This window comes from Pantoea sp. UBA5923 (assembly GCF_002431095.1).
Taxonomy (GTDB): Bacteria; Pseudomonadota; Gammaproteobacteria; order Enterobacterales; family Enterobacteriaceae; genus Pantoea; species Pantoea piersonii.
In genome coordinates this window covers 29,603-42,266 of record NZ_DJDN01000052.1, presented here as the reverse complement: position 1 = coordinate 42,266, position 12,664 = coordinate 29,603, and the positions used below count along the sequence as shown (strand labels likewise).

Here is a 12,664-nt window from a genome sequence, read left to right as displayed (position 1 = left end):
ATGGTAAAAGGAGGCCGCAACTTTTGTTGCGGTCTGTTTTATTTATCCTATAGCGCGATCGTTCCAGTAGTCTCGATATAAAATGTTACCTTCAGTATACTTCCACGTTATTGATTCATAGCGAAGTTCGATGCTTTCTATATGGGTGCTGGTCATTCCATTAGGTTGTAAATAAGGTGAAATTGTCGTTATTTTTACGTTTTCCAGAAAAATGTTAAAATATTCGCTCTCAAGACCGGCGTCAATAATTCTGTACATCCTTATTATTGCGGATTTTAAAGTTCTGCCTTCACATAGCGCCCGGAAAAGAAGAGGAGTTGTTTGATCAAACTCTTTTTGTATAACAATGGGAGAATGTACCCTTGTTCCAGTAAGTTTACCTCGGTTAGGATCGACAGGTACAGATACGCTATGCATGACGGATTTTAATTCAATAGAGCCAAGACGCCCAGGCATAACACATCCACCTACGACTGGTGATCCGTTTTCATCTGTTAACCAAATGTGAGCAGGAGTTGACATCTTAAACCTCTTCTTAATTTAGCGTGGCAAGAAAAAGACAACGATCATCACTATAACGAGAAAAATACCTATAGCCGGTATCGCGATAGCGGGGAAGTAGTGGGCCATCAGCATGCTGAAGATGATAACAATAATTGTTGGGATATAGGTCCATAAAAAAAAGGAAGCTTCGGTTTTAAGCCACTTCTTTAAAAATTTTATCATTTTACCTCGCCAGACGAGTTAATGTATTGGCTACGTCATTATCTGATAAGATATTTATCTTGAAGGCATCCGCTTTCATGAAAACAGGCTCTACCAGGAAATACATCATTTCTAACTTTCGCATATACAGAGCCTGATAGTAGGCAGGATGCATAACCTGCAATCGTTCAGCGCTTTCAGCTGCTTCCTGTATATGACCATAAATACCCAGGATGGTGAAAGATAATCCTGATAGTTGGCTTACTCGTTGCTGGATGCCAGTGCCAATATTCGAGCCCAGGCAGATTGCCATTGTCACACCTAAAGCGAAAGACCTAATAGTTAAGGAGCTAGTAGAAATGTTCACGCTCATTTTCATCATCAGACGCTTAATGTATTCCAGTTGTTGCGCCGTCTTATTTTTTAAAAGTAGCTCAACATAAATATAGACAAGGTCGGAAATAATTCTGCGATCTTTAACTAACTGGAAAAGTGCTTCTAAAAAACGGAGGTCCTCATTTTTCAATTTTGAGCATACATCCTGATAATTTTCAGTAAAGCATGAGGCATAAAAAGCCATGCGAGTAGCACCGTCCTGAATCCTTTCTGCCTGCTTGATAACATTTTCTTTCACACCAGAGAAAGCCTCTTCTAGCTTTCTTGCCAGTATTTTGTCACTCGACAGTTTGCTGAGAATAGCGTCGCTATAGTACATAACAGAATCCTTTAATTAGTTGTTCTTTTAAAATTTTTATATAAATATTTTCGCATGCAGGTGGCTATAAAAGTCCTGCCGAGACGGGCAAAACGATTTGGCGCTTTATAATAGATTTTATACTTAATAAATATGCGATGAGCATGTATTGCGTCTCATTAGATTATGAGTATAACCTGACAAAACCTAAAGAAAAATAATGATTCGCGTAACCTTTTATATGTATTAATATGCGATGAAATGATGCGCAGCAAAATTTATTATGAAATGAGTTATTCTTTATTTTTAAATTCAATGAGTTGCTTATGCCGTTTTGTAATCGTAAATGTAACATGCAGAGCCAGCAACGAAAGCTTTCTCCACAACAGATATAGCCAGCACTGCTAGCCATATCCTTTATTGAGCAATTTTAATGCGGGCGATTGTCAATAACCATAAAAAATCATCGCCCGTATTGGGATGAAATCAGCGCTGAAATACAGAACAGAACGGCAGCAAGCATGGAGAGCATGACCTTCTGAAGAAAGCGCAGAACGCTGGTTTTGCGGCGCAGCCCGCCCCCGATCACACTTTTTTTCAATTTATTCAAACCTGTTTATGCCTTTTGCCGTAAAACGAGCCGCTGTTTTCCCTGTAACCTTGAGGATGAAGTGTTGAAAAGGCGTCTGTTGATCACTGTAACTGGAACTCTCCTTTTGGCTTCGCTGGCGCACGCCGACGATATGCCGTTTCCCCTGACGCCCCCGTCGATTGATGCCGCCTCCTGGGTACTGATGGACGCCACCACCGGGCAGGTGCTGACCGCAGGCAATCCTGACGAGCGCCGCAACCCCGCCAGCCTGACCAAGCTGATGACCGGCTACGTTGTTGACCGCGCCATCGACGCGAAAAAAATCACCCGCGATGACGTTGTGACCGTCGGCAAAGACGCTTGGGCGGCAGGCAACCCGGTATTTAAAGGCTCTTCGCTGATGTTTATTAAGCCTGGCGACAAAATAACGGTGCGCGATCTGAGCCGCGGCGTAATTATCGACTCCGGCAACGACGCCTGCGTGGCGCTGGCCGATTACGTGGCGGGCAGCCAGCAGAACTTCGTCAATATGATGAACCAGTACGTGCAGAAGCTGGGACTGACCAACACCCACTTTGAAACCGTACACGGCCTGGATGCGCCGGGCCAGTTCTCCTCAGCGCTGGATATGGCGAAGCTGTCGCGTGCCATTATCAGCGGCGAACCCGATTTCTACGCCATGTACAGCGAGAAAACCCTCAGCTGGAACGGCATCACTCAGAACAACCGCAACGGCCTGCTGTGGGATAACAATCTCCATGTTGACGGCCTGAAAACCGGCCATACCGAAACGGCGGGCTTTAATATCATCGCCTCAAACGTCGTTGGTCAGCATCGTCTGATCGCGGTGGTGATGGGCGGAAAAAGCGCGAAAGGGCGTGAAGAGCAGGCGCGTAAGCTGCTGGTCTGGGGCCAGAATAGCTTTGATACCGTACAGCTGTTCCATGCGGGTAAGAAAATCGGAACGGAAAACGTCTGGTACGGCAATCCGCACAGCGTCGCCGTCGGCACCGCGAATGACGTCTTCCTGTCGCTTCCGCGCAGCGAGATCCAGAACGTTAAGGCCAAATATGTGATTAATCGTAAGGATCTGGAAGCGCCGCTAAAGGCTAACGAAACCATCGGCGAGATTCAGGTAATGGATAAAGACAAACAGCTGGCGAGCTATCCGCTGGTGACGCTCTCTGCGGTAGACGAGGCGGGGATTATCACGCGTGTTCAGGATTACCTGAAGCAGAAGTTCTGACAACAGCAGGCGGCCTCCTTGCCGCCTGCTGCGCTTACTTCAGATCGTCCTTCACATCCTTGACGTCGCTGGCCGACACCGGCTCGGCGGCGTTGCCCCAGCTGTTACGCACATAGGTCAGTACGGCGGCGATCTGCTCGTCATCCAGCACGCCTGCAAAGGCCGGCATAGCGGGCGCGGTCGGCCGCGCGTCGGTATCTACGCCGCGGCTGCCTGCGCTTACCACGCGGATCAGCGAGGTAGCGTCCGGCTGGTTGATCAGCGGGTTAGAGGCGAGCTGCGGGAAAATGTTCCTTTCGCCGCGTCCGCCTGGGCTGTGACAGGCTGAGCACTTCGCTTCATAAATCTGCGCGCCGAGCTTCATACGATCGTCGCTGGCGGCCAGCGGCTGCGGCACCTTCTCATCGTGGGTTTTACCCTCTTTCAGGAAGGTCGCTACCGCGCGCAGATCCTCGTCGCGCCAGTACTGGGTAGAGTGACGTACTGCGTCGGCCATCGGTCCAGAGGCGATGGCGTAGCGGTTCACGCCGGTACGCAGATAGCTGACGATATCCTCCTGCGTCCATTTGCCCAGCCCGGTATGCGCATCCGCGCCAAGGTTAGGCGCATACCAGCCCTCCACCGCGCCGCCGCTGATAAAGCGATCGCTCTTGTCGCCGCCAAGAAAGTTTTTCGAGGTGTGACAGGTGCCGCAGTGGCCGAGGCCCTGAACCAGATAGGCACCGCGATTCCACTCCGCCGACTTTTTCGGATCGGGCTCAAAAGTCCCTTTGTCGAAGTTAAGCCAGTTCCAGGCAATAAGGCTGGTGCGGATATTGAACGGGAAGGGGAGCTGATTGGTCTCTACTTCATGATGGATCGGCTGCAGCGTCTGGATCCATGCCCAGAGATCCTGCAGGTCCTGCTCGGACATTTTGGTATAGGCAGTAAAGGGCATTGCGCCATAGAGCCGCTTGCCGCCGTGGCCGATCCCGTCCGTCATGGCGCGACGGAAATCGTCATAGCTCCAGGTGCCGATGCCGGTCTCACGATCCGGCGTGATATTCGCGCCAGCCAGCACGCCGAAAGGCGTATTAATCTTGACGCCGCCCGCATAGGGCTGTTTCGCATCGGTGGTATGGCAGGCGGTACAGTCGCCAAGCGTGGCGATATAGCTGCCGCGCGCATACTGGTCATATTCCGGCTGCGCCTGGCTGCTGAAGCTGGCGGCAAGCAGCAGCGCGGCGGCGGAGAGTGCATTCAGCGTTTTCATGCGGTAATCATCTCCCCCGGACGTTTCAGATACCAGGTGCGGATAGCGTGCGCCGCCTTGAACGCCAGCGCGCCCACGGTGCCGGTCGGGTTATAGCCAGGATTTTGCGGAAAGGCGGATGCGCCCACCACAAACAGGTTCGGCACGTTCCAGACCTGCAAATGCTTGTTGACCGAGCTGGTGCTGGGATCGGCGCCCATAATAAAGCCGCCGACAACGTGAGAGGACTGATAGGGCACGCTGCTCCAGTGGCCGGTCATCGGCTTGACGATCATCTCGCGCGGATTCATCGATTTGGCGATTTCCGCCACCTTGCCGGTGCAGTATTGCGCCATTTTCAGATCGTTCTGCGAAAAGTCGAAGGTAATGCGCAGCAGCGGACGGCCATGTGGATCTTTGTAGTTAGGATCGAGCGAAAGGTAGTTAGTGCGCGTGGTGTAGCTGCTCGCCTCGCAGCCGATAGACATGGTGCTGAGGTAGTTATCTTTCAGCGCGCGCTTCCATTTTGATCCCCACTTCGGTGTGCCGGGCGGCAGCGGGCGATAACCGATAGGCGCGGAGCCGATCGGCGTGACGCGGATACTGCCGCCGCCGAAAAAGCCTAATCCGCTGTGGTCGAAGTTATCGTTGTTGAACTCATCGATGCCCATACCGACCGCGCCCGCGCCGATAAAGGGGTTAAAGTTCTTGTCATCAAAAAACAGCGTCACGTTGTTGGCGGTCTGGTAGGCGTAGTTACGGCCGGTGGTACCCTTGTTGGTGACCGGATCGTAGGCTTCGCCGATTTTGGAAAGCAGCATCAGCCGGACGTTCTCAAAAGTAAAGGCAGCGACGATCACCAGATCGGCAGGCTGCTCCCAGGTATCACCGGAGGAGTCGATATAGGTTACGCCGGTAGCTTTTTTGCCGCTGGAGTCGGTCAGAACTTCCAGCACTTCGCAGTTGGTATAGGCCGTAAAATTCTCTTTGCGCATCAGCGCGGGCAGCACAGTGGTGATGGCGCTGGCTTTAGAGTAGTTGGCGCAGCCGTAGTTAGTGCAGAAGCCGCAGAAAGTACAAGGCCCCATGGTAACGCCGTAGGGATTGGTATAGGCCTCGGAGACCAGAGAAGAGGGGACGGGGAAGGGCTTATAGCCCATGTTTTTCGCCGCCTGGGCGAACAGCGTCGGGCCGTAAGGCTGGCGCAGCGGTGGCGTCGGATATTCGCCGCTGCGCGGGCCTTCAAACGGGTTGCCGCCTTCGCGCTTCTCGCCGTTGAGGTTGCCCGCGTAGCCGGAGGTGCCCGCGACGCGCTCGAACTGCATATAGTGCGGCTCCATCTCTTCCCAGGTGGTGCCCCAGTCCTGTAAAGCCAGCTCGCCGGGCATCGCGTCTGCGCCGTAACGCTCGGTGAGATAGCTTTTCAGCTGAAATTCATGCGGCTGGAAGCGAAAGGTAATTCCCGCCCAGTGGTTGCCCGCGCCGCCGGTGCCGTTGCCGGGGTGAAACGATCCCCAGGTGCGCATTGGCAGCGCGGTCTGGGAAGGATTATTGCGCATGGTGCAGGTGTTCTGTCGCGTGCGCAGCATCAGCTCTTCGCGCATAACATAGCGCAGCTCATCGGTGACGGTGCCGATATTAAAATCGCGCGCGGTGTCGCGCCACGGGCCACGCTCGATGCCGATGACCTCCAGCCCCTCATCGGCCAGCTCATTGGCGATAATCGATCCCGCCCAGCCGAGGCCGATCACCACGACGTCCGTTTTGGGTAGTTTTTTCATAGCTTATCCTTGGCTTTCCACTGGCCGATGCTGATGGGCTCGAGATGCAGATCTTCGTTATGACGTTCGATGTAGGGGCGATAGTCGTAGCGCGCGCCAGGGAAACCCAGCATTTTCCACGACGCCATATCGCGGTTGCCGCCATAGATGGGATCGGCGAAAAAGCCCTCCATGGTGTTGTTCAGCACCTCAAGAAACAGCGACTGCGCCTCAAAGCCTTCAAAGTGCACTTTGCCCGCTTCCATCGCTTCCAGCAGCGCGTCCTGCTGCTGCGGCGTCAGCTCTTTAAAACTTTTTTTAGAGGTCTGCTGGACGTAGCGGTTAAGCGCGGCGAGGCCCTGGCGGTAGCGCTGTTGCGGCACCAGCGCAGACTGATCGCCCTGCTCGGTAGTGCCTTTCTGGAACGGACCTTCCATATAAAGGCGTTCAAAAGTGCCGTAAAAACCATGCAGCTGACGATCGATAAACTGCGCGCAGCCCGCCTCTTTACCGCCCACGCTCAGTTCGTCGGCGGGGATCAGGCGGTCAACGATAGCTTCAACGGTTTCGGCTTCTTCCTGCGTGAAAAAGAGCCAGCCGGGCTGATCGAAGGTTTCAGGGGGATTATCGGAGAAGGGCGTCCAGCCCGGCGAACCTTTAAGAGAGACGGCATCGGCCGCCCGCGTGACGGTGGCGGCTACGCCTAACGTAGACCAGGTTAACACCTGCCGTCGCGTCACCCCCGGCAGAGTTTTGGCTCTTTTCTTCATGTCGCTTCCTTTAGTCGTGTTATCAAATAAACGAAAATCGAAGTAAGTGGTTATCTGGTTGTTTTTATGGTTTTGTGTGCTTGTAAAGGCTGTGTTGAGAATTGTAAGAAGGCGTCAAAACTGTATTGAAATGTAGAAGCGGCAGTAAGCCTTAGCAACGTCATGGGATAAAATAACGCACTTTATGATCCTCACCCGGAAAGCCATCTTGCGCCCAGATAAGCCCATATCGAATATCGAGTTCTGGCTCTACCGCCACTACCGCAGCGTGCATGGTGTACGCATTGCTATCGCCTTTTTACTTACCTTTTTGCTGGTGCGGCTCACCGGTATTCCGGAAGGCACCTGGCCGCTGATTACGCTGGTGGTGGTGATGGGGCCGATTTCGACCTGGGGCAACGTTTTTCCGCGCGCCATTCAGCGCATCTGCGGCACCTTCGCCGGGTCGATTTCAGGCCTGATCGCGCTCAAGCTGGAGCTGATGTCGTTGCCGGTCATGCTCGCGTGGTGCGGTATCGTGATGATGGTGTGCGGCTACCTGACGTTAGGGAAACATCCCTATATGGCGCTGCTGATTGGCATTACGCTCAGCGTGGTAGTGGGCGCGCCAGCGGGCGATTTTACCGTCGCGCTGTGGCGCGGCGGCGACGTGATCCTCGGCTCGCTGCTGGCGCTGCTGTTCAGCGCCATCTGGGCGCAGCGCGCCTATACCCACTGGCGTATTCAGCTGTCAGACTCGCTGGCGGAGATCGCAAAAATTTATCACGCCGGTTTTTCGCCGAACCTGATTGAGAAGCCGCGTCTCAAAAAGCCGCTGGGCAAGCTGCTGACCAGCGTGGTGAAAATGCGCGCGCTGCTGGTACCGGCCAGTAAAGAGACGCGTATACCGAAATCGGTGTTTGAGGCGATTCAGACCATTAACCGCAATATGGTGAATACGGTCGAGATGCAGATCGAAGCCTGGTGGGCCTCGCGCGAAACGCATCTGATTTTGCTCAACGCGGCGACGCTACGGCGCACCCAGCAGATGACCGAAAAGACGCTGCGCGCGCTGTCGGTGCTGGCGCTGCGCGGCGAGACAGACGAGGTGGTGGCTAACAGCCACGAGCTGACGGAAATTACCCGCGAGCTGAAGCAGCTTATTGCCGATGCAGGCAGCGAACGGCTGGAAGAGACGCCAATCTATGGCTATGTCTGGCTGAGCCTGGAGCTGGCGAAACAGCTGGAGCGCATGACCGATCTCCTCCGTCTGGCGCTGCGCAAATAATCACCTTGGACAATGACTTAATGTGAAAGGCGCATTCTTTGCGCTAAGATAAGCGCCAGTCCGATTTTAGCGGCGACAATTGTCGCCCCGGCTGGCGAACCGCTAAGCTGAAGGTTATGACTCTACCCCCTGCGTAAGCAGGCCCAAAAAAAGGTGCCACCATGGAAAATGCCAAGCAATCATTTCAGGACGTACTGGAGTTTGTGCGTATGTTCCGTCGTAAAAACAAACTGCAGCGTGAAATTACGGATAATGAAAAGAAAATCCGTGATAACCAGAAGCGCGTACTGCTGCTGGACAACCTGAGCGAGTATATTAAGCCGGGCATGAGCATTGAAGCGATTCAGGAAATCATCGCGTCAATGCGTTCCGACTACGAAGACCGCGTGGATGAATACATCATCAAAAACGCCGATCTGTCGAAAGAGCGTCGCGACCTGTCGAAAAAACTGAAAGCGATGGGCGAGCCGAAAGCGCAGTAACGGTCCGCTTAAATACGAAGCGGAGCTTCGTAAGGTGATTTCGTAACGTAAAAAACCGCAGCTTTTTTAAGTCTGCGGTTTTTTTTGCTACGGCTCGTCCAGTGGCACTACATTAAGTCTGTAATGATATAGTCCAAAATAACCTCAATGGCTGAGCATTATTCCTTTTGCGCCACGCAACAGCCCCTCAGTGCTCAGGTCTTCATCCAGCTCAGGCCAGTGAATACCGTAACCCGCGCCGCATAGCTCCCATTTTTGACGCTGTTCAGGCGTACCGGCAGCAAGACGAGGGTACCAGGCGACAGGGACAGAGATGCTGCGCCCATCCATCAGATCGACGGTCAGACGGTCATCATCAATATAAACCTTCATGACGCGTATATCGTTCTCACTTTGTAAAGTAAGCATCCCAGGCCTCCTGGAGGTGTTGTTGATTCTCTTTAACCAGACGCTGTAGTTCACGCAGCTCATGCGAAGCAAAACCCACACTGCGCGCCACACTCATGTCATGCAACCATATTTTAGCCGTTGCACTCTCCTTATCAATATGGATGTGCGCGGGTTCGTTTGGTTCATGACTGTAGAAGTAGAAGCGATATGCGCCAATTCTGAGTACGGTCGGCATGTTTATCTCCCTGACAAACGTTGTGAATGCAACCGACATGTTTAATCATGTCCTTAGCGGTTTTGCAACTGACGCGCTATCCGCTGCAGCTGTTGCGCCAGCGCAGCGAGATCGGGCGATGCGCCGCGCGGCGCGGCGGTGGTTTCGCGCAGCACCAGCGACGGCTCCAGCGGCCTTTGCGGCGGCGCTTCATCCTGAATCTGCGCCAGCAGCGTCTCGACACATGCTTCGCCCAGCGCATGCAGATCCTGACGCACCGTGGTCAGCGGCGGCTGATACCAGGCGCTTTCGGCGGTATCGTCATAGCCGATAACGGAGATCTGCTCTGGGATCGCGACGCCGTGTTGGTGCAGCGCGCGCATCGCGCCAAGCGCCATCTGATCGTTCGCCACCAGCAGCGCCTGCGGCAGGCGATCCGGCAGCTGTTGCAGCATGGCCTGATAGCCGGACTGCGCGCTCCAGTCGCCCTGCAAGATGCAAAAGGGCGTCAGCTGGTGCGCCGCCAGCGCCTCGCGCCATGCCGCTTCCCGGATTTGCGCCGAGATCGCCTGCTGTGGACCGTTCAGCAGGCCAATCTGGTGATGTCCCAGCGCGACCAGATGCTCAACGGCAGCCCGCGCGCCGCGCGCGTTAGAGTACTGACACTGCGCCACCTTCGCCTGCGGTTCGACATCCATAAAAATAACCGACTTATCGCCGCACAGCGTCTGAATCTGTTCCGCCTCTGCGGCAACCAGCGGCAGATTGATCATCAGCGCATCCACGCGCTGCGCCAGCAGCTCATTAACGGTGTCGGCGGCGCTGTTGTGGCTGCGCATGGCGATCACCAGATGATAACCGGCGCGGCTGGCGCGCTGCTGTATCGCTGAGGCGATCTGCGCCGGTGCCATCAGCGCCAGATCGCTGGTGGCAAGACCAAGCGTGCGCGTCGCCTTGCCCGCCAGTTGCTGCGCCACGCGGTTTGGCACATAGTTGAGCTGCTGCATGGCCGCTTCTACTTTCGCCCGGGTGCGTGGCGACACCTGCGGCGAATGGTTCAGCACGCGGGAGACGGTCTGGTAGGAGACGCCAGCAAGGCGAGCGACGTCATCAAGAGTGATAGCGCGGGAAGTCATTGATTTCTCCACAGGACAGAGGCGGCCAGTGTAGCAAAATTTTCATCGTGCAGGCGTTTCGTCGCGTCTGTGAACAACCCGAACCGGAGGAGAGATGCAGCTCAGTCATCAGGCTATTCAGGATCTCAATCTTATCGCCGCATGGCTGGCGCTGGACGATATGCCTGTCGAAGGCGACATTGAAGCCGATATGGCAATACTGGCCGGGCACGCGGTGCTGCCGAATATCGAAGGTGCCATAGCGCTGGCAAAGAGGTTCGGGCTTCCTCTGCTGCTCAGCGGCGGCATCGGCCACGCCACCGGCGCGCTGGCGCAGGCGATGGCGCTGCATCCTTTTTATCGCGATATCGAGACGCGCGGCAAAAGCGAGGCACAGATGCTGGCGGAGATTGCCCGCCAGTTTGGCGGAATCGACGAGGATAAGCTGCTGCTGGAGGGCGAATCGCGCAACTCCGGCGAGAATGCCGCCTTTAGCCAGCGCCTGCTAGACGCGCGGCAACTGTGGCCGCAGCGCGTGGTGCTGATTCAGGATCCGCTGCTGCAGCGCCGCGCTGACGCCACCTTTCGCTGGCAGTGGCGCGAGCGCGACAACGCGCCGCTTTTTATCAACTGGCCGGTATTTACGCCGGTCGTGACGCTCGATTCCGGCATGGCGCGCATCACCGGCGCGCCGCCGCAGGGGTTATGGTCGATGGAGCGCTTTGTGCAACTGCTGATGGGCGAGGTGCAGCGCCTGCGCAACGATGAAAAAGGCTACGGCCCGCGCGGTGCCGGATTCTTCGGCGAAGTGGCGATGCCCGACGCGGTGGATAATGCCTGGCATCGCCTGGTACAGCTGCCCGCTGTGCAGGCGCGGTTGACGGCGAAGCGTTGATCAACGGCTTTTCAGATAGACCTGTAAATTTACATTCACCGCGTTAAGCAGCGGGACGCTGACGCCGTGGCGCGCCGCGCGCTCAACCAGATCGCCGATCACCTGTTCCGCTTCAATATCGTATCCCTGCGTTAAATCGCGGTACATCGAAGAGGTCATCGGCGTGGCGGGGTTACTCAGCAGCTCGAGGATTTTTGCTGTCACCGCCGGGCGCGGCTGGTAGCCGTCGGCGGTAATGGTCGCCAGCACCTCGCTAAAAATGCCGCGCAGTAGCGCTTCGCCGCCGTCGGCGGTAAGCACCTGCTGCGTATCGCCGCGCGCCAGGCAGCAAACCGCGCCGAGCGTGCTCAGCAGCAGCCACTTCTCCCACAGTTCGCTGATAATATTGTCGGTAAAAAAGGTATCGACACTGGCCGCGCGCAGCGCCTCATCGACGCGCTGTAGCCGCGCATCGTTATGGCCGTCGAGCGCGCCGTAATAGATCTGATGCAGCGGCGTCATCTGCACCACTTCGCCCTGTTCGCCCAGCGTGGCGTTAATCTTCACCAGCCCGCCGATCGCTTTATCACCGAAGCGTTCACGCAGCCTGTCGATATGGCGCATCCCGTTGAGGATCGGCATGATCAGCGTTTGCTCGCCGACGACGGGCGTAATGTCCTCTATCGCCTGCGCCAGGCCAAAGCTTTTCACCGTAAGGATAATCAGGTCGTACGTGCCGCTCAGCGATCCCGCCTGCGCCAGCTGCGGCTGGAGTTTCTCAACGCCCTGGGGCGTTCTCAGCACCAGCCCGTTCTCCTTTAGCTGCCTGAAGCGTCGCTCGCGCACCAGGAAAGTAACATCACGCCCCGCCTGCGCCAGACGCGCGCCAAAATATCCGCCGGTGGCCCCGGCGCCCACGATAAGAATGCGCATGATCGATTTTTTCCTTTGCTGTTGAGCTTCCTACCTTAAAACCTGACGGCTGCGGTTGCCAGCGTCGCGTAGATCAGCTGCGCGCTATCGCCGCCAGCAGGGCGGGGAGCAGGCCGGGAAAGCGCCGGTCCAGACAGTCGCGGCGCAGCGAAATAAGATTCTCCCGTCCGACGGGCCGCTGCCAGATGACGCCGCTGTCGCGCAATACGCGCCAGTGATGGGTCATGGTCGATTTGGCAATTTCGCCGCGCAGCGCGTTGCAGCTCTGTTCGCCGTGCTGCGCCAGCGCCTGAAAAACCGCCAGTCGTATAGGATTGCCCAGCGCAAACAGCACATTTTCCAGTTTAATTTCGTGCGGCTGCGGATGATTTTCCAGCATGGTCTTCCTGTT

At 55.5% G+C, this 12,664-nt stretch carries 15 protein-coding genes; 4 read left to right on the top strand and 11 right to left on the bottom strand.

Annotated elements, in window-relative coordinates:
- Nucleotides 1–42: 42 nt before the first annotated feature.
- From B3797_RS12770 to B3797_RS12760, 3 genes are all read right to left on the bottom strand, one after another.
- Entirely contained in the window at nt 43–522 is a 480-nt protein-coding gene (locus B3797_RS12770) for an Hcp family type VI secretion system effector (protein ID WP_311791271.1), read from the bottom strand.
- Between the two features lie 205 nt (nt 523–727).
- Nucleotides 728–1,420: a hypothetical protein gene (locus B3797_RS12765; protein WP_311791270.1), complete on the bottom strand. Its 693-nt coding sequence runs from the start codon at nt 1,418–1,420 to the stop codon at nt 728–730.
- Between the two features lie 442 nt (nt 1,421–1,862).
- Complete coding sequence (locus tag B3797_RS12760) at nt 1,863–2,009, bottom strand: hypothetical protein (RefSeq protein ID WP_311791269.1); 147 nt, start codon at nt 2,007–2,009, stop codon at nt 1,863–1,865.
- Nucleotides 2,010–2,073: 64 nt separating this feature from the next.
- Between B3797_RS12760 and dacD the strand changes: the two genes are divergently transcribed.
- Nucleotides 2,074–3,237 (top strand): serine-type D-Ala-D-Ala carboxypeptidase DacD, encoded by a 1,164-nt coding sequence (dacD, locus tag B3797_RS12755; protein WP_311791285.1) that lies wholly within the window; start codon nt 2,074–2,076, stop codon nt 3,235–3,237.
- 34 nt (nt 3,238–3,271) lie between these two features.
- Here the strand turns inward: dacD and B3797_RS12750 are convergent, their stop codons facing one another.
- From B3797_RS12750 to B3797_RS12740, 3 genes are read right to left on the bottom strand one after another with little or no spacing between them, the layout of a single operon-like run.
- On the bottom strand, nt 3,272–4,489 hold the full coding sequence (locus tag B3797_RS12750; RefSeq protein WP_311782544.1) for a cytochrome c: 1,218 nt from the start codon (nt 4,487–4,489) through the stop codon (nt 3,272–3,274).
- On the bottom strand, nt 4,486–6,249 hold the full coding sequence (locus tag B3797_RS12745; RefSeq protein WP_311791268.1) for a GMC family oxidoreductase: 1,764 nt from the start codon (nt 6,247–6,249) through the stop codon (nt 4,486–4,488). The genes B3797_RS12750 and B3797_RS12745 overlap by 4 nt, the downstream gene beginning before the upstream one ends.
- Complete coding sequence (locus B3797_RS12740) at nt 6,246–6,998, bottom strand: gluconate 2-dehydrogenase subunit 3 family protein (protein WP_311782542.1); 753 nt, start codon at nt 6,996–6,998, stop codon at nt 6,246–6,248. The genes B3797_RS12745 and B3797_RS12740 overlap by 4 nt, the downstream gene beginning before the upstream one ends.
- Nucleotides 6,999–7,206: 208 nt before the next feature.
- Between B3797_RS12740 and B3797_RS12735 the strand changes: the two genes are divergently transcribed.
- On the top strand, nt 7,207–8,265 hold the full coding sequence (locus B3797_RS12735; RefSeq protein ID WP_311782541.1) for an FUSC family protein: 1,059 nt from the start codon (nt 7,207–7,209) through the stop codon (nt 8,263–8,265).
- Nucleotides 8,266–8,426: 161 nt separating this feature from the next.
- Nucleotides 8,427–8,747: a PTS system regulator TmaR gene (gene tmaR / locus B3797_RS12730; RefSeq protein ID WP_103796801.1), complete on the top strand. Its 321-nt coding sequence runs from the start codon at nt 8,427–8,429 to the stop codon at nt 8,745–8,747.
- 144 nt (nt 8,748–8,891) lie between these two features.
- Here the strand turns inward: tmaR and B3797_RS12725 are convergent, their stop codons facing one another.
- From B3797_RS12725 to B3797_RS12715, 3 genes are read right to left on the bottom strand one after another with little or no spacing between them, the layout of a single operon-like run.
- Complete coding sequence (locus tag B3797_RS12725; protein ID WP_311782540.1) at nt 8,892–9,155, bottom strand: DUF2442 domain-containing protein; 264 nt, start codon at nt 9,153–9,155, stop codon at nt 8,892–8,894.
- Nucleotides 9,136–9,372: a DUF4160 domain-containing protein gene (locus B3797_RS12720; RefSeq protein WP_311791267.1), complete on the bottom strand. Its 237-nt coding sequence runs from the start codon at nt 9,370–9,372 to the stop codon at nt 9,136–9,138. Before B3797_RS12720 ends, B3797_RS12725 begins: the two co-directional genes overlap by 20 nt.
- Before the next feature lie 53 nt (nt 9,373–9,425).
- On the bottom strand, nt 9,426–10,487 hold the full coding sequence (locus tag B3797_RS12715; protein WP_311791266.1) for a LacI family DNA-binding transcriptional regulator: 1,062 nt from the start codon (nt 10,485–10,487) through the stop codon (nt 9,426–9,428).
- Between the two features lie 94 nt (nt 10,488–10,581).
- Between B3797_RS12715 and B3797_RS12710 the strand changes: the two genes are divergently transcribed.
- Nucleotides 10,582–11,361 carry a YdcF family protein gene (locus tag B3797_RS12710; RefSeq protein ID WP_311791265.1) on the top strand — a complete coding sequence of 260 codons (780 nt, stop codon included), beginning with the start codon at nt 10,582–10,584 and terminating at the stop codon, nt 11,359–11,361.
- Here B3797_RS12710 and B3797_RS12705 read toward each other — a convergent pair whose 3' ends face one another.
- Nucleotides 11,362–12,273: a ketopantoate reductase family protein gene (locus B3797_RS12705; protein ID WP_311791264.1), complete on the bottom strand. Its 912-nt coding sequence runs from the start codon at nt 12,271–12,273 to the stop codon at nt 11,362–11,364.
- A gap of 73 nt (nt 12,274–12,346) precedes the next feature.
- Entirely contained in the window at nt 12,347–12,652 is a 306-nt protein-coding gene (locus B3797_RS12700; RefSeq protein ID WP_120453395.1) for an ArsR/SmtB family transcription factor, read from the bottom strand.
- Nucleotides 12,653–12,664 lie beyond the last annotated feature (12 nt).